The organism is Nocardiopsis sp. NPDC049922 (genome assembly GCF_040660275.1).
GTDB lineage: Bacteria > Actinomycetota > Actinomycetes > Streptosporangiales > Streptosporangiaceae > Nocardiopsis.
The window spans coordinates 300,339-324,366 of sequence record NZ_JBFAME010000002.1 but is presented as its reverse complement, the minus strand read 5'-3'; the positions used below and the strand labels follow the sequence as shown (position 1 = coordinate 324,366).

General features: G+C 70.7%; 20 protein-coding genes. 11 read left to right on the top strand and 9 right to left on the bottom strand.

Annotated features, from left to right (window positions below):
- Positions 1 to 76: 76 nt before the first annotated feature.
- Positions 77 to 394 (bottom strand): hypothetical protein, encoded by a 318-nt coding sequence (locus AB0I72_RS05685; protein WP_358563371.1) that lies wholly within the window; start codon positions 392 to 394, stop codon positions 77 to 79.
- On the opposite strand from AB0I72_RS05685, the gene AB0I72_RS05680 reads away from it, so the two are divergent.
- The 4 genes from AB0I72_RS05680 (at position 380) to AB0I72_RS05665 (ending at position 3,178) form a co-directional block, all read left to right on the top strand.
- A complete protein-coding gene (locus AB0I72_RS05680) occupies positions 380 to 676 on the top strand; it encodes a DUF397 domain-containing protein (protein WP_358563369.1) in 297 nt (98 codons plus the stop codon). The two genes, AB0I72_RS05685 and AB0I72_RS05680, sit on opposite strands and share 15 nt — an antisense overlap.
- A 127-nt stretch (positions 677 to 803) precedes the next feature.
- Entirely contained in the window at positions 804 to 1,340 is a 537-nt protein-coding gene (locus AB0I72_RS05675; protein ID WP_358563367.1) for a UTRA domain-containing protein, read from the top strand.
- A gap of 2 nt (positions 1,341 to 1,342) precedes the next feature.
- Complete coding sequence (locus AB0I72_RS05670) at positions 1,343 to 2,107, top strand: GntR family transcriptional regulator (RefSeq protein ID WP_358563365.1); 765 nt, start codon at positions 1,343 to 1,345, stop codon at positions 2,105 to 2,107.
- A 123-nt stretch (positions 2,108 to 2,230) separates the two neighbouring features.
- Entirely contained in the window at positions 2,231 to 3,178 is a 948-nt protein-coding gene (locus tag AB0I72_RS05665) for an NAD(P)-binding domain-containing protein (RefSeq protein WP_358563363.1), read from the top strand.
- Between the two features lie 153 nt (positions 3,179 to 3,331).
- Here the strand turns inward: AB0I72_RS05665 and AB0I72_RS05660 are convergent, their stop codons facing one another.
- From AB0I72_RS05660 to AB0I72_RS05640, 5 genes are all read right to left on the bottom strand, one after another.
- Positions 3,332 to 5,242, bottom strand: coding sequence for a YncE family protein (locus AB0I72_RS05660; RefSeq protein WP_358563361.1), 1,911 nt, complete (start codon positions 5,240 to 5,242; stop codon positions 3,332 to 3,334).
- A gap of 47 nt (positions 5,243 to 5,289) precedes the next feature.
- Positions 5,290 to 5,724 carry a hypothetical protein gene (locus AB0I72_RS05655; RefSeq protein WP_358563359.1) on the bottom strand — a complete coding sequence of 145 codons (435 nt, stop codon included), beginning with the start codon at positions 5,722 to 5,724 and terminating at the stop codon, positions 5,290 to 5,292.
- 657 nt (positions 5,725 to 6,381) lie between these two features.
- Positions 6,382 to 7,185: a transposase gene (locus AB0I72_RS05650; RefSeq protein WP_358563357.1), complete on the bottom strand. Its 804-nt coding sequence runs from the start codon at positions 7,183 to 7,185 to the stop codon at positions 6,382 to 6,384.
- A gap of 50 nt (positions 7,186 to 7,235) precedes the next feature.
- A complete protein-coding gene (locus tag AB0I72_RS05645; protein ID WP_358563355.1) occupies positions 7,236 to 8,003 on the bottom strand; it encodes a hypothetical protein in 768 nt (255 codons plus the stop codon).
- 463 nt (positions 8,004 to 8,466) lie between these two features.
- The gene (locus AB0I72_RS05640) at positions 8,467 to 9,222 is read right to left on the bottom strand and encodes an AraC family transcriptional regulator (protein WP_358563353.1); all 756 of its coding nucleotides are present in this window, start codon (positions 9,220 to 9,222) and stop codon (positions 8,467 to 8,469) included.
- A 70-nt stretch (positions 9,223 to 9,292) separates the two neighbouring features.
- Between AB0I72_RS05640 and AB0I72_RS05635 the strand changes: the two genes are divergently transcribed.
- On the top strand, positions 9,293 to 10,033 hold the full coding sequence (locus tag AB0I72_RS05635) for a GDSL-type esterase/lipase family protein (RefSeq protein WP_358563351.1): 741 nt from the start codon (positions 9,293 to 9,295) through the stop codon (positions 10,031 to 10,033).
- On the opposite strand, the gene AB0I72_RS05630 is transcribed toward AB0I72_RS05635, so the two are convergent.
- Positions 10,018 to 10,746 (bottom strand): hemolysin III family protein, encoded by a 729-nt coding sequence (locus AB0I72_RS05630; protein ID WP_358563349.1) that lies wholly within the window; start codon positions 10,744 to 10,746, stop codon positions 10,018 to 10,020. The two genes, AB0I72_RS05635 and AB0I72_RS05630, sit on opposite strands and share 16 nt — an antisense overlap.
- A 431-nt stretch (positions 10,747 to 11,177) precedes the next feature.
- Here AB0I72_RS05630 and ppdK point away from each other — a divergent pair, with 431 nt between their 5' ends.
- The 4 genes from ppdK to AB0I72_RS05610 all read left to right on the top strand — a co-directional run bounded on the left by ppdK (position 11,178) and on the right by AB0I72_RS05610 (position 18,038).
- Positions 11,178 to 13,871 carry a pyruvate, phosphate dikinase gene (gene ppdK / locus AB0I72_RS05625; protein ID WP_358563347.1) on the top strand — a complete coding sequence of 898 codons (2,694 nt, stop codon included), beginning with the start codon at positions 11,178 to 11,180 and terminating at the stop codon, positions 13,869 to 13,871.
- 409 nt (positions 13,872 to 14,280) lie between these two features.
- Positions 14,281 to 15,546 carry a YdcF family protein gene (locus tag AB0I72_RS05620; RefSeq protein ID WP_358563345.1) on the top strand — a complete coding sequence of 422 codons (1,266 nt, stop codon included), beginning with the start codon at positions 14,281 to 14,283 and terminating at the stop codon, positions 15,544 to 15,546.
- A gap of 51 nt (positions 15,547 to 15,597) precedes the next feature.
- The gene (locus AB0I72_RS05615; RefSeq protein WP_358563343.1) at positions 15,598 to 16,848 is read left to right on the top strand and encodes a deoxyguanosinetriphosphate triphosphohydrolase; all 1,251 of its coding nucleotides are present in this window, start codon (positions 15,598 to 15,600) and stop codon (positions 16,846 to 16,848) included.
- 161 nt (positions 16,849 to 17,009) lie between these two features.
- Positions 17,010 to 18,038: a LacI family DNA-binding transcriptional regulator gene (locus tag AB0I72_RS05610; protein WP_358563341.1), complete on the top strand. Its 1,029-nt coding sequence runs from the start codon at positions 17,010 to 17,012 to the stop codon at positions 18,036 to 18,038.
- A 9-nt stretch (positions 18,039 to 18,047) separates the two neighbouring features.
- Here the strand turns inward: AB0I72_RS05610 and AB0I72_RS05605 are convergent, their stop codons facing one another.
- Positions 18,048 to 19,631, bottom strand: a complete 1,584-nt coding sequence (locus AB0I72_RS05605) for a substrate-binding domain-containing protein (protein WP_358563339.1) — start codon at positions 19,629 to 19,631, stop codon at positions 18,048 to 18,050.
- The gene (locus tag AB0I72_RS05600; protein ID WP_358563337.1) at positions 19,628 to 20,782 is read right to left on the bottom strand and encodes a hypothetical protein; all 1,155 of its coding nucleotides are present in this window, start codon (positions 20,780 to 20,782) and stop codon (positions 19,628 to 19,630) included. Before AB0I72_RS05600 ends, AB0I72_RS05605 begins: the two co-directional genes overlap by 4 nt.
- Before the next feature lie 168 nt (positions 20,783 to 20,950).
- On the opposite strand from AB0I72_RS05600, the gene dnaG reads away from it, so the two are divergent.
- Both dnaG and rpoD read left to right on the top strand, forming a co-directional pair.
- Entirely contained in the window at positions 20,951 to 22,831 is a 1,881-nt protein-coding gene (gene dnaG, locus AB0I72_RS05595; RefSeq protein WP_358563335.1) for a DNA primase, read from the top strand.
- 110 nt (positions 22,832 to 22,941) lie between these two features.
- Entirely contained in the window at positions 22,942 to 24,027 is a 1,086-nt protein-coding gene (gene rpoD / locus AB0I72_RS05590; RefSeq protein ID WP_358563333.1) for an RNA polymerase sigma factor RpoD, read from the top strand.
- The last annotated feature ends 1 nt before the right edge of the window (position 24,028 follow it).

Below are 24,028 nucleotides of genomic sequence, written 5' to 3'. Positions count from 1 at the left end.
CGCCCCCGTGCGTCGGGTCTCTTCTGGGAGAGAGGACCCGAGTCGCGCGGGGGCGCGATGTCGTGTCCTGTGGCGGTCAGCTCTCTTCGAGACGGGCTCCTCGGAAGCGCTGTCCCCGCTGGGAGAGGCGGACGACGCGGGCGGCGATGTCCACGGTGGGGCTGGGGTCGAGGAGTTCGTCCTCCAGGGTGAACTCGCAGTCGACCGTGCGGTCGGGGTGCAGTTGGAGCTTCATGAACAGGCCGAGGTCGGCGTCCTGGACGACGAGGCACTTGGCGGGGGTGAAGCCGAAGTCGTCGACGTCCAGGCCGGAGGCGGCGACGAGGGTGCGGATAGTCGCGCAGTAGCGCTCGAACTGGTGCGGGGCGAGCACTTCCGGGTGCTCGTTGTCCACAGAGGTGTCGACCTCGGCCCACGCCTGCGGGAGAACACGTCCGTCGTCGTCGGTTGGCGGACCAGCAGCTACAGCGCGAGTGCTGGCGGCAACTGCGTCGAGGTCGGCTGGCACATCAGCAGCTACAGCGTCAACGGTGGCGGCGAGTGCGTCGAAGCGGGTCCCTTCCTGAACGAGCCCGACCGGTTCGCGGTGCGCGACTCCACCCAGCGTGACCTCGGCTTCCTGTCCTTCCCCCGGGACGCGTGGGCCACCTTCCTGCGCGCGGCCGTGCGGAGCTGACCTCTCCTCACCCCTCCACCGAAGACGACGAAGCCGTGGGCGACCCGCTCACGGCTTTTCGCGCACGGGTGAATAGGGTGGAATCCGTACTACCTTGCCACCACATCCATCACAGTTGCGGGGGCCGATGGGCGACAGGACGGACATCAACGATGATTCCTCCACCTATGTGACCGCGCGGTCGGCGGGCGCAGCCGACCCCTGGACCGCCCAGTCTGGCGGCAAGGCCGCCCAGCGGCTGCTGGACGTGGCGGGGATTCCTGCGCCGGGACACGTCGCCGAGGGCCTTCGGCTGGCCGGGGGCGCCCCCGTGATCGTGCGACGCCGCCTCATGCTCTACGACGGTCGCCCGGTCGAGCTCACCGACTCCTACTATCCGGCCTCGATCGCGGTGGGAACCGGGCTGGCCGAGCGACGCAAGATCCGGGGTGGCGCGCCGACGCTCCTGGCCGAACTGGGATTCACCGCGTGTCAGGTCGTCGAGGATGTGAGCGCTCGTCCCGCCTCGGCGGGCGAGGCCGAGACGCTCGCCATCGACGAGGGCGCGTTCGTCCTGGTCCTCGTGCGCACCTCCCACGCGGCGGACGGCACACCGTTCGAGGTGTCCACGATGGTCATGCGCCCCGAAGGGCGCCACCTGCGCTACCGACTGACGGTGAGCTGACCATGCCCAAGAAGACCGACACCCGCCCCCGTCATCAGCAGATCGCCGCTGACCTGCGTGCCCAGATCATGTCCGGTGAGCTGGAGCCGGGCCAGCGCCTTCCCACCACACAGCAGTTGATGGACCGGTACGACGTCACCGGCCAGACCGTGCAGCGGACGCTCGGCGTCCTCAAGGCTGAAGGGTTCGTGACCGGCAGAGCCGGGGTGGGGGTGTTCGTCCGCGACGAGTCACCCCTGGCGATCACGCCCGCCGCCTACCTGCCGCAGTCGCGGAACGGCGAGTCCTACCGGTGGATGAGCCAGGCCAGGGCGCGCTCGCAGAGGGGCTCCTCTCGTCTGCTGTTCGTGGGCGAGTCGGTCCCGCCACGGGCGATCGCGGAAGCGCTGGGGATCGCTATCGATGAGCCCGTCATAGAGCGCCATCAGATTCTGTCGTTGGACGACGAGCCCGCCGAACTGGTGTGGAACTTCTATCCGATGTCGATCGCGCGGGGCACGCCCCTGGAGCGCAAGGTGAAGATTCGCGGTGGCGCCCCCACCCTGCTGGCGGAACTGGGCCATCCCCCGCGCGAGCATACGGACCAGGTCTCGGTACGACTGGCCACGACCGAGGAGTTCGTGGCACTGGAGCTACCCGACGACGTACCCGTCCTACGCACCCTGCGGGTGGTCCACTCCGACGACGCGCGCCCCGTCGAAGCGTCGATCCTGGTCAAGGGCGGCCACCGGTACGAACTGACCTACCGGAGTCCGATCGATCACTGAATCCGGCCTCGACTCGGGATGGGGCGGCTGACGATGCCATGGAATCCTTGATGGTTTAGGTAGTAAGGCATCTAGGTATAAGCAGAATGGCCCCGAACTCCTCCCCCTCCTGGAGCGGCCTCCATGCTGGAAGACTTCGAGCGCGCCCGCATCAGCGACTACTTCACCCAGATCCTCCGACAGCTCGGCCCCGCCCCGGACAGCGTCGCGATCGCGATCACCCACCTGCTCCCCGAGCGTTCCCTCTTCCTGTCCGCACTGGCCCACCTCACCGATCTGCGAGCCGTGCTTCCCAAGCCCCGGAGCATCAATGAGGCCGCCCGAGCCGAGGCGGCACGACTGTGGCGGTGCGACTCCCTGGACCGCGCCGCACTGGCCTGCCCGGACAAGGCACTGGCCTACCTGGAGTCCATCGCCCCCGGCCAGCGACTGGTCCTGCTGGACATCGGCGGCTACTTCGCCCCCGCTCTTCCGCATCTGTGCGACCACTACTCCGGGAACATCCTGGGTGTGGTCGAGGACACCGAGAACGGGCACCGCCGCTACCTCGCCCACGCCAAGCCGCACTGCCCGATCTCCAGTGTCGCCCGCTCCCCGCTCAAGATCCCCGAGGACTTCCTGGTCGGCCAGTCCATCGTGTTCTCCACGGAAGCCCTCGTCCGCACACGTGGTGACATCCTCTACGGTCGCGGAGCCACCGTCATCGGCTTCGGCAAGCTGGGATCGTCGGTGGCGCACATGCTGCACGCGCGCAACGTGCGGGTGACGGTCTACGACACCGACCCCATCAAGCGCACCCACGCCATGGCCCAGGGTTTCCACACAGCTCCGACACTGCGAGACGCGTTGACCGGGTCCGGCGTCATCATCGGTGCCACCGGCAACCTCGCCCTCCGCAGGGGAGACTTCGCCCGGGTGCCCAACGGTTCCTACATCGCCTCAGTCACCTCCTCCGACGACGAGCTGGAGTGCACCGTACCCGAACCACGGACGTCCGTCTCCAGGCGGAGGAGGTCGGCGACCACGCGTGGAACCCGCCGTCCCTGGTGTCTTCGGAGCGCCTGGCCGTGAAACTCACGCGTCTGTTCTCAGACCAGCCCGACGCATAGCCGACGAGGCCGTGGGCGGGGCCGCCCACGGCCTCTCGTTCGAGCTTCCACCGCCGCCGTCACACTCGGCGTGGAACCCTTCGATCACGTGCCACCCGCGAGGAAGCGCCCTACGCTACGACTCTTCCGAGGCGTCGGGCAGCACACCGGAAATCCGCAACAGCCTGCCCTGCCGGTTGGTGACGTAGATCCAACCGTTGTCGCGGTCCAACCCGACTCCGGCGACCGTGCCGAGCCCGTCGGCCACCACACGCCGCAGGCCCCTGTCCCCGTCGTCGGCCACGACGACCTCGTGCAGCCTGCCGCCACCCGAGTCGGAGACGTACGCGAGGGCCGCGCCGTCCAGCGCCACACGGATGCTGCGCCCGAGATTGGTGGCCACCACCCGCGGAGTCCCACCGTCCGCCGACAGGTCGACCTCGTACAGCCCGCCGAGGTCGTACTGTCCGACGTACGCCCTGTCCCCCTTCAGCGCCACTCCGGCGGCCCGGGGCACGTCCCAGGTGCGCCGCCTCTCCGCTGGTCGGCTGTTCAGGTCGAACTCGATCAGCTTCCCCTGCTCGACGTCGGTGACGTAGGCCCTGTCGCCGGGCAGGTCCAAGGCGACGCCGTACGCGTTCATGCCCTCGGCGACCGTGACCGGAGCGGCGGAGTGGTCGGCCAGATCAACCGTGAACAGGCGCTTGCCGCTGTAGTCGGTGACGTAGGCCTTCCCGCCCGGCAGGTCCAGGGCCACATCGTTGACCTGACCCAGGTTCTCCAGGACCCAGTCCGTGCCGCCGCCGGCGGGATCGAGATCCACCCTGTGCAGCCTGCCGCCGCTGTACCGGTCGGTGACGTACGCCTTCTGGTTCACCGGGTCCAGCGCGAGGCCGTCGGCCGTCCCCAACCCGGTGGCGAGTTCGACGGGAGCCTCCCTCGGGCTCTCCGGCTCCGCGCCGCCCTTGTGCAGCGGGTGGTACTTCTTGTCGAAGTTCAGCGTCTCCAGTTCGAAGACCTCGTGCACCCCGGCGAGGGTGGAGAGGAGTTCGGCCTCCCCCTTCTGCATGAACGGCCTGCCGTCATCGCTCAGGTCGAAGGCCTCCGTAGGCGTCCCGGTCTCACCGAGTCTCCATGCGATCACCTTGGAGAATTTCGGTTCCTTGGCCTGCGGGCCGTTCGGAGGAGTCTCCTTGACCTCGACGGGCTCGGGGTAGTACAGGGCGACCCATCCGCCGAAGGAGACGGGGAACTCGTAGTCGAACCTCCTGACCTGGCGCCGCTGCGTGGCCAGGACGTCCACCCGGCTGGCGACCTTTCCGCTCAGCGTGGACGACGTCTTGAACGAGGTGGTCAACGAACCACTGACGGAAGCGGTGATCCCGAGCATCAGCTGTGCCGACAGTTCCCCGGTGCCCGTGGCGGTACCCGTGGCCGTCGTCGTACTCGTCGTCTGCGACTGGGACTCCGAGTCGACGCCCTCATTGTCCCTGCTGTTCTTCAGGGTGGTCTTCTGGGAATGGTTCATCGCCACGCTCTTCTGCAGTTGCTGCTGCAGTGAGGCGGTGGCCTTCGCCCCGAAAGTGAGCTGTACCTGCCCCTGGAGCGACCAGCTGATGGTGTTCGAGATCGAGAATTCGACGGTGTGCGACCAATCTGTGGGAACGGGATCGGTTCGGTTGACGTACGTCTGCTTGGAGATCACGTCAGGAGGCGGCTGTGCGATGTCGCCGCGTTCTTCGACAAGCGGAACGCCCACCGTCATGTACGCGCGCCAACCGCGCTGGTGCGCCGTGTCCTCCCCGTCGGGGAAGTCGACGAATCGCCCCTTGTTCAGGGAGAACCCGGTGGGGGAGACATACCGGTCGGATCCGTCCGCCTCCTTCCTCTCGGCCTTCCTCCTCAGCTTGTCCTTGTCCCGCGCCAGGATGGCGGAGGCCCTGTCCGCGATCTTGAGTTCCTTCAGGTTCCGCCCGGTCAGCGGATGGCGCACGAACCGTTCGCCGAGATGCGCTGTGCTCACGTTGTTCTTGGTGGGGTCGCCCATACCCTTCAACCTCCTTGGATGGCAGGAATCAACGACTGGCCGGTTCGTCAGTCCTTTTCGCGCTTCTTGGCCGATGCGTAGCTGTCCTTGCTCAATTCCTCCCGCTCCTCGGCGCTGATGCTCGGCTGGTCCTCGTCCCCGATCGACACCTCCACCTTCGTGAATGCCTCATCCTTGGTCGACGAGGCCATGCCCGTCGTCGATGCGGGGCTCTCACTGGCTTCCCGCTGCCTGGCGGCCGCTGTCTGGGTGTTCCTGAACAGGGGAGTGATGAAGCTGCCCATGATGTTGAGCGCCTCCGGCGACGTCTCGCGTATGATCTTCGGGTCACGCGCGGTTTCGGGAATGTCCTCGAAGAGTTCGGGATCGACCCCTTCCCGCTCGGGCCGGACACCGGGAATCCTTCCATGGATGTTCTGGGCGGAGTCTTCCGCGGACCTGGCCTCGCCCGCGCCGCTGTCGAAGATGTTCGTGAAGGTCATGGACTTCCCTCCGGATATTCTCGTCGCTCGAACAGCGACCTCATGGGGAGGATGGCTTTTCTCGCCCGGTCAGGATTCTTCGCATTCGAGGGCGCCTCGGCGGGGTGCCGATGCGGCCTCGGACATGCTGCCTTCTCTGCTTCGGGTATGGCCAGGGTGAGATCCGTCGCACTGGGGATTTCGGATCGCCTTTACTCGCCACAAAGCCAATGTAAGTCCACAAGCAGAAAAAGTCGGGAATCTGAGATTTGTCAGAGATTGGGACTAATATCCTCGATGTCTACTAAGGTGGGTAATTGACTGAAGTGTGGGTGTATCGGGATGGTGGATCTCCGGGGCGAGTGTGATTCGACTCGGGGTGGACGAGGTGAGAGGGGTGCCCTTACCAGTGTTTCGAGTGATGTCCGAATGGCCGGATCATCGGAGGCGGTCGGCCATGGCCAGACGCCTCAGGGCGACGTACCGCCGCGTGCCCCGGGGAAAGGGAAGTTTCTGGTTCTGGAGTGCACGAAAAAGTCCGCCTCGGAGTCCTGGCCGTGGGCCGAGGGGACTGCGAGACACACGTACATCGTCCGGTGCGATCGGACTCCGCGGACGATCGTTCGCGCCGGTCTCCCCCTCGGTCCCTCAGCGGCGTTCCTGGCTAGTAGTACTTCGTTAACTCGTGTCGGGTGGGTGCTGCTGCGCAAGCGGCCTACGGCAGGTGGAACACACGCCGGTCCAGCACAGCAGCACCCCCTGGAGCGCATCCAGGACCTGGTACAGACTCAGACCGACGTCTACCTTTTTGGGTCCAGTCTGCGCAGCGTGAGGAACGCCTGCGTGGTCGTGCTCGATCCGCCACCGGATCTTGGCCAACCGCGCCAGGTGCCGCAACGCGGTGCGCCCCTGGTCCAGGGCCAGATCCTTCAAGGAGCCGGCGGGGGTGCGATACCGCGGCAGAGCCGGACGCCCTGTGTCCGGCTCCTGCTCGGGAACGTCGGGCACCGCCCCACCGGGGTGGGCGTTCAGATCACCGCGCACCGCGACCACGTAGTCCAAACCCCGTCGGGTGAGACCGTGGCGGAAACCGTGGATCTGCCCGTACCCGGCGTCGGCCACCACCACCTTCTCCTCAAGCCCCCAGGAGCGGGCCTGGTCGACCATGTCCAGGGCCAGCCGCCACCTGGCGCGGTGGCCCACCTGTTGGGGCACACCGGTCTTGGTCCGACGCGGGTCGTCGGCCTCCGCCCACTCCTTGGGCAGGTAGAGCCGCCACGAGAGCGGCACGGAGGCGGTGTCGGTGACCGCGTGCAGGCGTTCGGCCATGGGCTGGATGGACTCGCGCCGCCCATCGAGCATGAGTCCGCGCAGGTAGCAGTTGCCCCAGGCGCGGGAATCCCTGCGGGGGACGGACGCGAGGACCTCGGCGCAGAACGCGTCGAGGTCCTCGCGGAGTTCTGCCACGGCGGCCGGATCCACGCGTCCATGATGGCGGAACCGAGCCGAGGAATCAGAAACTTAACGAAGTACTACTCGGCGGCTTCCTGGGGAACGGGGCCGGTGAAGGCCTCACCGCACTCGTCGATCGCGGTGGCCAGGTAGGCGTCAGTGGGAACGTACTCGCCTTCGCCCTGCCCGGTGGCCGGAAGCCGCTTGTATCCGGGCTCCATGGTCTGCCAGTAGGAGGGGTAGATCGCGTTGTCGACCCGGTGGAGCAGGAAGGTGGTGTGGGGCCGGTAGGCGAAGCGGATGCCGATGGCGTCGACGGCGCAGTAGACCTTGGCGATGTCGGAGGTCCAGGGCCACGCGTCGACGTCGTTCTCGTGGGGCGCCTGTGTGAAGACATCCTTGTCGATGACGTGCGCCTCGGTCCAGGCGACCGGATCGGGTCGGGTGAGTGCGTCGTCGCACTGATCGATGGCGGTGGCCGTGTAGGCGGCGAGGGGGATGTACTCGCCCTCGCCCTCTTCCGCGGCCGGAAGTCGCTTGTATCCCGGCTCCATGATCTCCCAATCGGAGGGATAGGGCGCGTCGTTGGCCCGGTGGAGCAGGAAGGTGACGTGCGGCGGTCCCGCGAAGCGGATGCCGATGGCGTCGACCGCGCAGTACACCTTGGTGGGTTCGACTGTCCAGGGCCAGTGGTCGATGTCGTTGTACAGCGGATGCTGGACGAAGACGTCCTTGTCGATGACGTGCGCCTCGGTCCAGCCGATATCGTCGCTCGCCGCGCCGGTCGTGGCCAGTGCGAGGGACATGAGGGCGACGGGTACCAGGGCTCGCGTGAAGCGGTGGGGCATGGGGTCCTTACTCCTCGTCGTCGAATCAGGGAGTGGGCGATGCCGGAGTCCTGGTGGAGACCGGCTCACCGAGCACTCTGCGGCGCACCCTAAGTTCATGTGTCGGCGCGAACCAGAGCCGTTGGGGTGATCGGCCTCATCCGGCCACGGCCCCGCATGCGCTTCCTCGGACCGGTCCGCGGCGGATCGTGGTGGACGCGAAGAAGCCGTGGGCGGCCCACTCCCGGCCTTTCCTTCGTTGGCGGGGAGGCCGACGATGCGAGTCCACATCGTCCGGTGGGACCTGTGACGGTCGGACCAGACCATCGAATCCCCCGCGCGCGTACCCGCGCGACGAGTCCGTCGACGCCTTCGCCGAAGTCCCTGGGCTGCGGTTCAAGGCGTGGATCTCCGTCGGCGCGACCGGCCGCCGGGCGCCGTCCTGCTGTGGGAGACAGCCGAGGCGTAGGCGACGGGCGCGCCCCTACCGGACGTCGACCTCCACGCCCGAGGCGAGCAGGCCGGTCAGGGATAGGCCGAACGTGCGGCGGAAGGTCTCGCTCAGGTGCGACGGCGAAGCGAAGCCGGCGTCGGCGGCACAGCGGGTGAGGTCGTGCCCGCCGTTCAACCCGACGCCGACGGCGCGCAGCCTGGCCCACTGGCGGTAGCGGCGGAAGGTGGTCCCGGTGGCGGCGGCGAAGGCCCGCAGGAAGTGGGAGACCGACATACCGACGGCGTCCGCGGCGCCCCGGGCACGGGGGAACGCCGAGGGATCCGACCGGATCGCGCGCACGACCCGCATGACCCGGGGGTCGGGCGGACGTGGCGGGGGAGCCAGGCTCGACACCAGGTGATCGAGCGCGTCCACGCCGGTGCGGGCGGCGTCCAGTAGGGCGGCCTCGTGCCGGGAGTGGAAGCCGTAGGGCCCCTCGGTCCGGGTCATGCCGTCGAGCAGCGCCTTCGACGCGGCGCCGCCGGGCTCGGCGTACAGCAGCAGGATCCACCCGTCGGTGACGATCCGGTGCCGCGCGCGGGCCATGGCGAACATGCTGCGCGCCCGGTGCTCGCCGTGGTCGGCGGTCTCCAGGCGGAACGGCCCGTCCAGCCCCAGCCCCAGGCAGGCCACCGGGGTGGAGTGCGGGCCGACGTCGAGTTCGGGGCCCAGGTACCCGACGTGCCCGGGCCGGACCCACAGCACCGGGACGCGGGAGCACGTTCGTGAAAGCGCCGATGGGGGCATGGCCGCGATTCTAGGCGCAGGCGGACGCGGACGGACGGGGCCGCGTCATGGGAAGGGAAGACGGTCGGACATGACGACGCGAATCGTGTGCGCGGGCGACAGCAACACACGTGGTGAGTACGGGGTGGGGTACGTGGGGTTGCTGGGGGAGCGGTGGCACGGTCGTGGCATCGACGTCGTGGCGGAGGGCGTCAACGGGGACACGTCCCACAACCTGCTGCGGCGCCTGGACCCGATCGTCGCGCGGCGGCCCGACGCGGTCACCGTGCTCATCGGCTCCAACGACGTGTGGGGCTCCCTCACCGAGGCGAACGGGCGGCGGCTCATGCGGCGCAAGGAGCTGCCGGAACCGCCGACTCCGGACGGGTACCGCGACCGCCTCGGCGCGATCGTCGCCCGGCTCGTCGGGGAGACCGACGCGCGGGTCGCGGTGCTGTCGCCGCCGGTGTTGGGCCAGGACCTCGACGGGCCCGCCGTGCGGGCGGGGGAGCGGTTCGCCGAGGCGGCGCGGGAGGTCGCCGAGGCGCGGGGCGTCGCCTACCTCCCGCTGTTCGAGCGGCAGAGCCGGTACCTGCGCGAGAGCGGCGCGCGGCCGGTGCCGCTGCCGGACGGGCTGCGTGAGCGGTACACCTCGGTCCTGCAGCACCGTCTGCTGCGCCGGAGCTACGACGCGATCTCGGACCGCCGGGGCCTGGCGCTGACCACGGACTTCGTTCACCAGAACAGCCGCGGCGCGGCGATGATCGCCGACCTCGTGGACGGCTTCGTCCGGCAGGAGGCGGCGCCCTCCCCGGCTCAGCCCGAGGTGTAGACGACGAACGACACCGCGATGTACTGGCAGACGAACGCCGCGATGGTCAGCGAGTGGAAGATCTCGTGGAAGCCGAACCAGCGCGGCGCCGGGTCGGGCCACTTGAGGCCGTAGACCACCGCGCCGACGCTGTACAGCACGCCGCCGACCAGGATGAGGATCCACGTCGCCGGGTGGGTCCCGCCGATCAGCTGCGGGAAGAACAGCACCGCGACCCAGCCGATCGCCAGGTACAGCGCCGTCGACAGCCAGCGCGGCGCGCCGAGCCACAGCAGCTTGAACCCGACCCCGGCGATCGCCCCGCCCCAGATCAGCGCCAGCATCGCCGTGCGCAGCCAGCCGTCGAGGACCAGCACGACGAACGGCGTGTAGGTGCCCGCGATGATCAGGTAGATGTTCGAGTGGTCCATGCGCCGCAGGACCTTCTGCGCCCGCGGCGACCAGCGTCCGACGTGGTAGACGGCCGAGGTGCTGAACAGCATCACCGAGCTGAGCGCGTACACGGCGCTGGCCGCCCGCGCGGGCCACGTGGGGGACAGGCACACCAGCACGATCCCGGCCGCCAGGGCCAGGGGCGCCGTGCCCAGGTGCAGCCATCCGCGTAGCCTGGGTTTGACCGCCTCCAGCAGCTCCCCGGCCGCCGACGCGGCCCGTCCGGACGCCCCGCCGTGCCCGTGATCGGCCGCCACGCTCCGCGCCTGCTCGTCCGACACCGCCGTGCACCTCTCTTCGTGTGTGTCCCGCCCGATGGCGGCCCAAGACCGAAGCCTAACCTACGGCAGCGTAGGTTACTTGCTAGTTAACATGTGTCGCGCGGCACAGTGTGCGGACCCTCGGCGGGGGAATTGGTCAGGTGTCCATTCCGACGGCGTGTGCGCCGCTTCCGAGCCGCCAGTGTGCGCGTGTGCCCCTTGTGACCAGCGGTGTCGCGAGACTCCGACCCCCTTCCCCCGTATCCTGAAGGCAGGGATTCGTGTACCCGAACTGAACCATTGGTATAGACCTTTTCAATGCTTTTGACCTGCGAAAATGTCGAACAACCGTGGTTCATGAAGGGGGAAGGTTGCCGGGTGTGGAAGAGTCGCGGCCACGCAGAAGGGGTCGGTTCGCGACGCAGCCGCCGACATGACGAGGGAGCACCCCCGTGGCCAAGTACGTCTACAAGTTCACCGAGGGCAACAAGGACCTGAAGGACCTCCTCGGCGGTAAGGGGGCCAACCTCGCCGAGATGACCAACCTCGGTCTGCCGGTGCCCCCGGGCTTCACCATCACCACCGAGGCGTGCCGCCACTACCTGGACAACGGCAAGGTGCCCTCCGGCCTGGACGCGGAGATCGAGGCCAACCTCGCGGAGCTGGAGAAGGCCATGGGCCGCAGGCTCGGCCAACCTGACGATCCGCTCCTCGTGAGCGTACGTTCGGGCGCCAGATTCTCCATGCCGGGCATGATGGAGACCGTCCTCAACATCGGCCTCAACGACGAGTCGGTCGTCGGCCTGGCCGACCAGGGCGGCGACGAGCGCTTCGCCTGGGACTCCTACCGCCGCCTCATCCAGATGTTCGGCAAGACCGTCCAGGGCATCGACGGCGAACTGTTCGAGGACGCCATCGACGAGGCCAAGGCCGCCAAGGGCGTCACCGACGACCTCGACCTGGACGCCGCCGACTTCCGCGCCCTGGTCGACCGGTTCAAGGCCATCGTCCGGGAGCAGACCGGCAGCCCCTTCCCCACGGACCCGCGCGAGCAGATGGCCCAGGCCGTCAAGGCGGTCTTCGACTCCTGGAACGCGCCGCGCGCCGTCCTGTACCGCCGCCAGGAGCGCATCCCCGCCGACCTGGGCACGGCGGTCAACATCTGCTCCATGGTCTTCGGCAACCTCGGCATGGACTCCGGCACGGGCGTCGCCTTCACCCGCGACCCCGCCACCGGCCAGCCCGGCGTCTACGGCGACTACCTCCAGAACGCCCAGGGCGAGGACGTGGTCGCGGGCATCCGCAACACCGTGCCCCTCACCGACCTGGAGGAGATCGACGCCCGCAGCTACCAGGAGCTCATGGGCATCATGGACACCCTGGAGAACCACTACAGGGACCTGTGCGACATCGAGTTCACCGTCGAGCGCGGCAAGCTGTGGATGCTCCAGACCCGCGTCGGCAAGCGCACCGCGGCGGCCGCCTTCCGCATCGCCGACCAGCTCGTCGACCAGGGCGTGATCAGCCTCGACGAGGCCGTGCAGCGCGTCACCGGCGACCAGCTCGCCCAGCTGATGTTCCCGCGCTTCGACGACGAGGCCGCGGCCAACGGCGCCCACCGCGTCGGCCGCGGCATGAACGCCTCGCCCGGCGCGGCCGTCGGCAAGGCCGTCTTCGACTCCTACACGGCCGTCAAGTGGTCGCGCAGCGGCGAGAGGGTCATCCTGTGCCGCCGCGAGACCAACCCCGACGACCTGGAGGGCATGATCGCCGCCGAGGGCATCCTCACCAGCCGGGGCGGCAAGACCTCGCACGCCGCCGTCGTCGCCCGGGGCATGGGCAAGACGTGCGTGTGCGGCGCCGAGGAGCTCGACATCGACACCAAGAACCGGCGGCTGACCGCGCCCGGCGGCGAGGTGGTCGAGGAGGGCGACGTCATCTCCATCGACGGCACCAGCGGCGAGGTGTTCCTCGGCGAGGTGCCCGTCGTGGACTCGCCGGTCGTGCGCTACTTCGAGGGCGAGATCGACCCCGCCTCCGACCAGGCCGACGACCTCGTCCGCGCCGTGGACCGCCTCATGCACTACGTCGACGCCGCCCGCCGCATGTACGTGCGCGCCAACGCCGACACCCCCGAGGACGCCGCGCGCGCCCGCCGCATGGGCGCCCAGGGCATCGGCCTGTGCCGCACCGAGCACATGTTCCTCGGCGACCGCCGCCAGCTGGTGGAGCGGCTCATCCTCGCCGACACGGCCGAGGAGCAGCAGGAGGCCCTGGACACCCTGCTGCCGCTCCAGCGCGAGGACTTCGACGGCATCCTCGGCGCCATGGACGGCCTCCCGGTCACCGTGCGCCTCCTCGACCCGCCGCTGCACGAGTTCCTGCCCGACATCACGGAGCTGTCGGTGCGGGTGGCCGTGGCCGAGGCGCGCGGCGAGAGCCACGAGAACGACCTGCGTCTCCTCCAGGCCGTGCACAAGCTGCACGAGCAGAACCCGATGCTGGGCCTGCGCGGCGTGCGGCTCGGCCTGGTCGTGCCGGGCCTGTTCACCATGCAGGTGCGCGCCATCGCCCAGGCCGCCGTGGACCGGATCCGCGAGGGCGGGCGCCCCCGCCCGGAGATCATGATCCCGCTGGTCGGCACGGTGCAGGAGCTGGAGATCATCCGCGATGACGCCCTGCGCGTGCTGCGCGAGGTGGCCGAGGAGAACGGCGTGGAGCTGGACTTCCCGGTCGGCACCATGATCGAGCTGCCGCGCGCCGCGCTCACCGCCGGTCAGATCGCGGAGAACGCCGAGTTCTTCTCCTTCGGCACCAACGACCTCACCCAGACGGTGTGGGGCTTCTCGCGCGACGACGTGGAGGCGTCCTTCTTCTCCGCCTACCTGGAGAAGGGCGTGTTCGGGGTGTCGCCGTTCGAGTCGTTGGACGTGGACGGCGTCGGTCGCCTGATCCGCATCGCGGTGGAGGAGGGACGCGCCGCGCGTCCGGGCATCAAGCTGGGCGTGTGCGGTGAGCACGGCGGCGACCCGGCGTCGGTGCACTTCTTCCACGACGCGGGGCTGGACTACGTGTCCTGCTCGCCGTTCCGCGTGCCCGTGGCCCGCCTGGAGGCGGGCCGGGCCGCCGGGCGGCCCGCGAGCTGACGGTGAGGGGGCGGCGTGGGCGGTCGGATCCGACCACTCACGCCGCCCCTCGTCCGGGCGCCGCCGCGCGATGGGGCGGGGCGCCCTCGACGGTCGCCAGCGGCGCGGTGTCCTCGCGCCGCTCACCTCGCCCGACGTCGTACGTCGGCCGCCGTGGACGCTCTAGACTCGTCCCGGACCCCTCGATGGCCACGATATGAAATGTGATCCTATCGTGATATCTTCTTGACCATTGGTGCGTCCACCGTTCCCGCGGTCCTCTCGCGCACGCGGTGCCCCCGGGGCGTCGACTTCCGTTTCGGTCGCCCGATCCACCCCCACCGGGTCGAGGAGGCACGAACCAGCGGAGGCCGGTGGCCGTCCCAAGGGGTGTAGTGCTCCCAGGCAGTGATGGTGCGGAGGTGAGCCGGTGCGAACGGCGAGCGACGGGCGCGGTGACGATCCGGGGGAGGACCCGGTCTCCGCCGCCCCATCCGACGACGAGGGCACGCGCGTGTTCACGCGTGAGCAGACCCGCCCAACCCCGACCGAGACCACCCGCGCCTTCGCCCGCCCCTCCGAGACCACCCGCGCGTTCGCCCGCGAGAGCGGGGCCACGGGGGATTCCGCCCCCGACTTCGCGGCCACCCGGGCCTTCGTCCGCGACGAGGGGGACGTCGCCGACGCCTCCGGCGCGGCGGCCACCCGCGCCTTCGCCCGGCCCGGCGCCGCCACGGGGGAGGCCCCCCTCGACCCGGTCGATCCGACCGACCTGAGCGACCCGCCCCCCACCGACACGACCGACCGGAGTTCCGGGAGCGGCTTCACCCGCCGTTTCGTCCGTGAACGGCCCGGCGCGCGCGGCGCGTCCGCCACGGAACGCCGCGCACCCGTCACCGATCCGTACGATCCCTACGTGCCGATCGACCCCCAGGACCCGTGGCCCCCGGCGGACGAGGACCCCGATCACGGCCTCCCGCCCACCGGCCACGGCCGGGCGGAGGACGACCGCGGGCCGCGCGGTTCGCGCCGCGACCGGTCGCGGCCCACCGCGACCCGCCCCCGCCGCCGACGACGCCGCCGCTTCCGGGTGCGCTGGGTGATCGCGCTCGTGCTGCTCACGCTGCTCGCGCTGCCGCCCGGAACGTGGGCCTGGGTCTGGTACACGGCCCGACAGGACGACCGCGGGCCCACCGACGCCATCGTCGTCCTGGGCGCCAGCCAGTACAACGGCGTCCCCTCACCGATCTTCGAGGCCCGCCTCCGGCACGCCCAGAGCCTCTACCTGAGCGGGGTCGCCCCCGTGATCGTCACGGTCGGCGGCAAGCAGCCCGCCGACAACTACACCGAGGCCGCGTCGGGACGGAACTGGCTCGTCGAGGTCGGCGTCCCCGCCGACCGGGTCGTCGCGGTGGAGGAGGGCCGGGACACCCTCCAGAGCATCCGGGCCGTCGCCGAGGTCTTCGAGGCCAACGGCTGGGAGACGGCCACCCTGGTCTCCGACCCCTGGCACAGCCTGCGGTCCGAGCGCATGGCCGAGGACAACGGCATCGAGGCGGGCGCCTCCCCGTCGCGTTCCGGACCGGCCGTCATCGAACGGCGCACCCAGCTCTGGTACATCACGAGGGAGACCGTCTCGCTCTGGTACTACTGGATTTTCAACGACAGCAGCGACATCCGTGTCGACGCGGCCTGACCAGGGGCGATGTCATGGTTTGTCCGCACCGGTGAGTAGAGTCGGTAGACGATGACGAACCGAGCGGGAACCGAGGGCGGTGTCCCCGGCTACGCGCCGGAGGACACCGCGCGCATGGCGGGCGAGTCCCGCAAGAACCGGGCCAGGGGCCCCTTCGAACGCGACCGTGCGCGGGTGCTGCACAGCTCCGCGCTGCGCCGCCTGGCCGCCAAGACCCAGGTCGTCCAGCCGGGGGTGAGCGACTTCCCGCGCACCCGGCTGACGCACTCCCTGGAGTGCGCGCAGATCGGCCGGGAACTCGGCCAGGCCCTGGGCTGCGACCCCGATCTGGTCGAGGCCGCGTGCCTGTCCCACGACTTGGGCCACCCGCCCTTCGGGCACAACGGCGAACGCGCCCTGGACGAGGCCGCCGCCGAGTGCGGCGGGTTCGAGGGCAACGCCCAGAGCCTGCGGTTGCTCGTGCGGCTGGAGGGCAAGGTGATCGCCCCGGACGGGCGGAGCAACGGGCTCAACCTCACCCGCGCCACCCTCGACGCCACCGTCAAGTACCCGTGGCGCAGGGGCGAGGGCGGCGACACCCACAAGTTCAACTGCTACCCGGACGACATCGAGGTCTTCACCTGGCTGCGCGACGGCGCGCCCGTCGGCCGCACGTGCTTCGAGGCGCAGGTCATGGACTGGTCGGACGACGTCGCCTACTCCGTGCACGACGTCGAGGACGCCCTGCACGCCGGTCTGGTGAGCATGGCCGCCCTGCGCAGCCCGGTCGAGCGCGCCGAGGTGTGCCGGACCGCCGCCGACCGCTACTGCGACGCCGACCCCGCCGAACTCGACCAGGTCCTCACCGACCTGCTCGCCGAACCGATGTGGCCCGGCGAGTTCACCGGCGACCTCGCCTCCCTCGCGGCGCTCAAGAACCTCACCAGCGAACTCATCGGCCGCTTCTGCCTGGCCGCCGAGCGGGCCACCCGCGAGGCCCACGGCCCCGGGCGCCTCACCCGCTACCACGCCGACCTCGTCCTCCCCCGACGGGCGCTGCTGGAGTGCGCCCTGCTCAAGGCGGTCGCCGCGCACTTCGTCATGTCCCGGGAGGAGGCACTGGCCTACCAGGCCGAGGAACGGCAGACGATCACCGAGCTGGTCGCCGCCCTGCGCGACGCGCCCGGAGAGCTCGACCCGCAGTTCCGCGCCGCCCACGAGGCCGCCGCCGACGACGCCGCCGCGCTGCGCGTCGTCGTCGACCAGGTCGCCTCGCTCACCGACACCTCCGCCACCGCTCTGCACAACCGCTTGGTCGGCTGAGCCCCGGCGGGTCCTCCGGACCGCGCCCTGCTCCGGCCCGTGCCCGGTCTGGGTACGGGTGTCCGGGCCGGACACATCCGCGTGACCTCCTTGACACCGCGGACGCGCACGGCCAACGATGGTGCCGCGCCACCACCGGCGACCGCGGCGAGGAGGCCCCCATGTCCGCACGCGACGGGCGCGCGCCGGTCATGGCCGACGTCGCGCGGCTGGCCGGGGTCTCCCACCAGACCGTCTCACGGGTGGTCAACGGGCACCGCGACGTACGTACGGAGACCGTCGCCCGCGTCCGCGCGGCCATCGACGCCCTCGGCTACCGCCGCAACGCCACCGCACGCGCCCTCGTCACCCGACGCACCCAGCGCCTGGGCGCCCTCACCCTGGACGTCCCCGCCACCGCCCCCCGAACCCTGGCCGCCGTCGAGCGCACGGTCCGAGGAGCAGGGTACTTCCTGAGCGTCGTGGGGCTGGACGGGCACACGCGCGCGGACACGGCGGCGGCCGTCGCCACCCTGACCGACCAGGCCGTGGAGGGGTGCGTGCTCCTGGCCCCCTGGCGGTCGGTGGCCGAGGCCCTGGGGGACCTGTCGGCACCGAGGCCGCTCGTCGTGGTCGGCGGCGCAGCGGGATCGGGTCTGCCGGCGGTCGACGCCGACCAGGCGGGCGGGGCCCGCGCCGCCACCCGCCACCTGCTGGACCTGGGCCACCGCACCGTGCACCACCTCGCCGGGCCGCCCGGCTGGCTGGAGGGCGAGGCGCGTGCCCGGGGGTGGCGCCGGGCGCTGACCGAGGCCGGCGCGCCCGTCCCCGAACCGCTGGGCGGCGACGGCACCCCCCGGTCCGGCTACGAACGGGGACTGCGCCTGGCCGAGGCGCACGGGCGGGGCGAGGCGGTCACGGCGGTGTTCGCGGCCAACGACGCCATGGCGCTCGGGCTCCTGCGCGCCCTCCGGGAACGGGGGATCGCGGTCCCCCGGCAGGTCAGCGTCGTCGGGTTCGACGACGTCCCCGAGGCCGCCTACCTCACGCCCCCGCTGACCACCGTCGGATACGACGCCGACCGCCTCGGCCGGGACGGCGCCGCCCTCCTCCTCGCCGCGCTCGCGGGCGGGACGGCGCGGAACGGCGCCCCGCCGCACGCCTCCGTCCCCGCCCGGCTCCGCGTCAGGGACAGCACGGCCGCCCCGTGACGGCGCCGGTCACTGGTAGCCGCGGATCTCCCGGAAGACCTGCTCCAGGTCCTGCTCCCGGGCGTCGAACACCCGGCCGCCCGTCATCTCGGCCAGCCCCGCCATCTCCGCCTCGTTGGACTCCCCGAACAGCACCGTGAACACCGGTGTGGCCGCCACGTCGCGCGGCAGCCCCGCCAGCGCCGCGCGCAGGTCGTCCTGGGTCGAGCCCAGGTTGACCGCGCCGTCGGTCATCAGCACGACCGAGGTCAGGTGGTCGTCGTCGGGGGCCTCGTCCAGCAGCCGGTACGCCTCCCGGAGCGCGTCGTAGGCCGCGGTCTCCCCGTCGGCCTCCAGCGAGCGCACCTCCGCGGCCAGGTCGGCGGCGACCGACTCCACGGCTCCGGGCTCCAGGACGAACGTGCGCGGCTCCCCCGGCTCGGTGGAGAACGGCAGCAGGGTCACCTCCTCGCGCTCCTGGAAGGCCTGCGTCCGCTGCGCGAGCGAGCCGCCGTCCGCCCCCGTCAGCGCCTCCAGCGACGACCGCAGGTCCGCGATCCGGTCGCCCTCCATCGACCCCGACACGTCGAGGACGTAGACCGTGCGCGCGGGCCGCCGCAGGACGCCGACGTAGTCCGCGACCAGCTCGTCCACCACCTCCACCTGGGCGGGGAAGGGCAGCTCGACGAGAGGGGGCACGTCCGCCGCCAGGGCCGCCCCCTGGGTGACCGGGCGCCGCCAGGTGTCGTCGGCGATCCGCTGCTGCGTGTCCCGCGACAGCAGGTCCCCGACCAGGAGCTCGTAGGCGGACAGAGTCTCCTCCGAGGCCCCCGCCAGCAGCGTCAGCGGGTAGTCGGCGGTCACCGTGCCGTCGGCCGGGTGCACCAGGGTGAGCGGCTCCCCCAGGACCCCCGAGTCGTTCACCGACAGCAGTACCGACTCGTAGTTGATCATCCCGTCGACCGGCCGCCCCTCGCGGGCGCGCCGCTCGAAGTCCTGCGCCAGCCATCCCGACGACCCGGCGGTGACCTCCTGCCCCTCGAAGAACTCCACCAGCTCCGGGCGGACCCGCTCCACGTCCTCGCTCCGCAGCGCCGAGCCGGTGTCGGCCAGCGCCGAGGCGACCCCGATCAGCGCGGAGAACCCGGAGTTGGAGGCGCCCGGGTTGGTCATCCCGTAGGTCAGCTCCTCGGTCGCGACGGCGTCGGCCACGTCCGCCCACGTCACGTCGGTCTCCCCGGTCCACCCCAGGGCTTCGGCGCGCGCCCCGGCCACACCCAGCACCACGGGCGAGACCATGATCGGCGTCTCCGTGTGCACGGCCGACCTGCCGTTCGAGTGCAGGTGCAGGTACCGGTTGGAGGCGAACCAGACCGCGTCGTAGTCCCCGGCGTCGCCCGCGGCGACCCTGGCCAGCCCGTCGAGCGTGCCGCCGTAGTCGAGTTCCACCTGGACGCCGGTGCGTTCGGCGACCTCCTCCAGCAGCGGTTCGAGGTCGGCGATCTCGCTTCCGGCCAGGACGCGCAGGGTGTCCCCGCCCAGACCGTCGACGAGCGAGCAGGAGGACGCGGTGAGGACCGCCGCGAGCGCGGCGGCGGGCAGCGCGCGCCTCATCCCCGACCACCCCCGATCGGCCGCTCGGACTCCTCGGGCACGGGGGGACGGGCGCCGCTGGTCGTGTAGGCGTCCTCGATGCTGGTCAGCAGTGCCTCCAAGGCCTCGTGGGTCGGCGGGTGGACGACGTCGGTGACCTGGAGGCGGACCGGGAGGCCGTACTCCGCCACCAGGTCGCCGAACAGGGCGGTGTCGTCGGTGCGGAAGCCGTGCGCGGCGGCCAGCTCCTGGAGTTCGGGGTCCTCGGTGAGCAGGCGGCCGACCTCGTCCCCCACGGCGGTGAGCGGGACGACGGCGTGCTCGGAGAACACGGTGGGGCCCGGGTAGAGCACGACCACGTCGTCGGCGAGCGCGGGACCGTTCACCATCGCCTGCACGTACTGGGACTCGTACACCCACACCAGCGGCGTGTGCCCGGCGCCGAGGTCGCGGAACTGCTCGAAGGGCTGGCGGGAGGACTCCGGCGGTTGGCCCTGGGCGAGGAAGAGTCGGGAGATGGTGTCGGCGATGTCCTCGTCCACCGCCCCGGGGGCCAGGACCTCCTCGCCGTTGAGCAGGTAGGACAGCACCACGGCGTGCATGGCGGCGGAGTTGGAGGTGCGCGGGTCGGTGGTGCGCACCAGCACCTCGTTGCGGTTGCTGGAACTCACCGAGTCCCCGGGCAGGTCGCGCCAGCGGGTGCGCTCCTCGGTCAGCTCCAGGTAGGCGGCCATGTCGAAGGACCAGGTGCCGTCCTCGGCCACGCGGGTGACCCCGGCGTCCTCCAGGGCGCGCACCATGGGCTCGTAGCCGAGCAGGACCATCGGTGTGCTGAACGGCAGGTACTCGGTGGAGACGCCGTTGAGCTCCTGGGCGCGCTCGGCCAGGTGGCGTGAGCCGGGGGAGACGAAGTCGGCGCCGTCGGTGCGCTCGCCGAGCAGCCGGGAGCCGCGCGGTCGCACCGTGACCGCGTACCCCAGGTCCTCGAAGCGGTCCTGGACGCGCTCGTCCTCGAAGAACGCGACCTTCTCCGACCCCACGACGCCCGCGACGGGCACCGGGTCGCGTCCGAACACGACGAATCCGACCGTGATGAGGGCCACGACCAGGACGCCGGCGCCCACGGCGAGCCAGGTCGTGCGACGGTCGATCGGCTGGGGGAGACCGGGCACCGGAGTCGATCCTCCTCGGCTGGGGGGTGGGCCCGACGCTGCCAGGCCGCGTCGACGCCCCGGTGTCGCCCGGGTGGACGGAGGGAGAACGGGTGGGGGTGGCGGAAGGGAGGGATGGGCCTGTGGACGAGGGCCGGACGGTCGGTTCGGCGAACTAGGCTGTCACCCGTGGCAGGCCGGATCAAAGACGAAGACATCGCCCTGGTGCGCGAACGCACCCCCATCGCGGACGTGGTGGGCGAGTACCTCCAGCTGCGCAGCGCCGGGGGCGGCTCGCTCAAGGGACTGTGCCCGTTCCACGACGAGAAGTCCCCCTCCTTCAACGTCACGCCAGCCAAGAACCTGTGGTACTGCTTCGGCTGCAACGAAGGCGGGGACGTCATCTCCTTCGTGCAGCGGATCGACAGCCTCAGCTTCACCGAGGCCGTCGAGTCCCTCGCGCGGCAGTCCGGCATCACCCTGCGCTACGAGGAGGGCGGCCGCAGCACCCGGCGCGACGAGGGCAAGCGCCAGCGCCTGCTCGACGCCCACCGCGCCGCCGCCGAGTTCTACGCCGAGCACCTGCTGTCCCCCGAGGCGGCCACCGCGCGCCGCTTCCTCACCGAGCGCGGCTTCAACCGGACCCACGCCGAGCGTTTCGGCCTCGGCTTCGCCCCCGCCGGGTGGGAGAACCTCACCGCCCACCTGCGCCGCAAGGGCTTCACCGACCAGGAGCTCATCAGCGGCGGCCTGGCCAGTCAGGGGCGGCGCGGAGCCTACGACCGCTTCCGCAACCGCCTGCTGTGGCCGGTGCGCGAGGTCACCGGCGAGGTCGTCGGGTTCGGCGCCCGCAAGCTCGACCCCGCCGAGGACGGGCCCAAGTACCTCAACTCACCCGAGAGCCCCATCTTCCACAAGGGGCGGCTGCTCTACGGGCTCGACCTGGCCAAGCGGGACATCTCCCAGAAGGGCGAGGCGGTCATCGTCGAGGGCTACACCGACGTCATGGCCTGCCACGACGCCGGGGTGACCACCGCCGTGGCCACCTGCGGCACCTCCTTCGGGGAGGACCACGTCAAGATCCTGCGCCGCATGCTGTTGGGCCGCACCAACCAGGGCGGCCGGGTGGTCTTCACCTTCGACGGCGACAAGGCGGGCCAGAAGGCCGCCGTGCGCGCCTTCGCCGAGGAGCACGGCTTCACCTCCGAGACCTACGTCGCCGTCCAGTCCGACGGGCTCGACCCCTGCGACCTGCGGTTCCAGCACGGCCCGCAGGCGGTGGCCGACCTGGTCGACGGCGCCGTGCGGCTCTACGAGTTCATGATCCGCAACGTCATGGAGGGCTACGACCTGTCCTCGCCCGAGGGTCGGATGGCCGCCCTGGACGCGGCCGCGCCGATCGTGGCGAGCATCCGCGACGAGGGCGTGCGCCGCAACTACGGGGCGAGCCTGGACCGGTGGACCGGCATCATGGACGAGGCCCTCGTCCAACGCCGGGTCGCCCAGCACATGCGCGCGGGCGGCGGGCGCGGAGGCGAGCGGCGTCCGCGCGCCGAGTCCCGCCCGGTCCCCACCCCGGACGCGGGGGAGGCCCCCTACGACCTGCGCGACCCCTCGGTCCAGCGCGAGCGGCAGGCGCTGAAGATCGCCGTCCAGTTCCCCGGGCTGGCCCGGGGGTTCGACGAGTTCACCGACGAGGACTTCACCGTTCCCCAGCACCGGGCGGTGCGCGCCCTCATCGCCCAGCACGGCGGAGTGGCCGCCGCGCACGACCCCCAGGCGTGGGTGAACGACCTGCGCGAGGCCGCGCCCAATGACGCCCAGCGCGATTTCCTCACCCGTTTGGTGGTCGAGCCCGTGGAGTTCTATGGAGAACTCGACGAGCATTACGCGACTCAAATGCTGGGCACAATCAGGACTCATTCCATCAATCGGCGGGTGGCAAACCTCAAATCCGAGCTCGCCCGCCTCGAAGGAACGTCGCAGGTCGAGGAACAGCAGCGGGTATTCACCGAACTCATGCGCCTCCAGCAGGTCAAACGAGCCCTCCAGGAGGGCGTCCAGGGGTGAATGTAGCACCGGGGTGACAATAATGGGTCTCCCCTTCCCGGTACCTGGAGCTGCACAATGTAGTGGTGGCTTCCACGGTTGTGACGAACGAAATGCCTCCGGTTCAGCGGGTGGCCGGACTTCTCCCGGACGCGGGCCGGGGAACGGTCAGTCGCGGTGAGGTCGCCTCCGCCCTGGAACGGTTGGACGCGCCCCCCGACGCCCTGGACCAGGCCGTCGCCCAGCTGACCCGGATCGGGGTCGACGTCGCCGACCCGGAGGAGCCCGGGCCCCAGATCGACGGGAGCAGACGGTCGGGCTCGGACCTGGTCCGCCTCTACCTCGGTGAGATCGGCCGGGTCCCGCTGCTCACCGCCGAGGAGGAGGTCGACCTCGCCAAGGCGATCGAGGCGGGCCTGTACGCCCAGCGCCGGGACCCGGACGGGCGGGCGTACACCTCCGAGGAGCTGGCCGCCCTGATCGAGGAGGGACACCGCGCCAAACGGCGGCTGATCGAGGCCAACCTCCGCCTGGTCGTGTCGATCGCCAAGCGCTACATGGGGCGGGGGCTGCTCTTCCTCGACCTCATCCAGGAGGGCAACCTCGGCCTGATCCGCGCGGTGGAGAAGTTCGACTACGCCAAGGGGTTCAAGTTCTCCACCTACGCCACGTGGTGGATCCGCCAGGCCATCACCCGGGCCATCGCCGACCAGGCGCGGACCATCCGGATCCCCGTGCACATGGTGGAGACGATCAACAAGCTCCTGCGGATCCAGCACCGGCTCCACCAACAGCTGGGCCGCGAGCCGAGCACCGCCGAGATCTCCTCCGCCGCCGGGTGCGGCGGCGAACGGGTGCTGGAGATCCAGCGGATCGCCCGCGAACCGGTGTCGCTCCAGGCGCCGATCGGGGAGGAGGAGTCCGACTTCGGCGACTTCATCGAGGACTCCGACGCCGTGGTCCCCGTGGAGGCCGCCTCCTTCACGCTCCTCCAGGAGCAGTTGCGCGTCCTGCTGGGCGACCTGTCCGAACGCGAACGCCGCATCATCCGGCTCCGCTTCGGCATGGCCGACGGGCACCCCCGCACACTGGAGGAGGTCGGCCGCGAGTTCGGCGTGACCCGCGAGCGCATCCGCCAGATCGAGGCCAAGACGCTCGCCAAACTGCGCCACCCCTCCCGCGCGGGCACCCTGCGCGACTACCTCACCAGCGACTGAG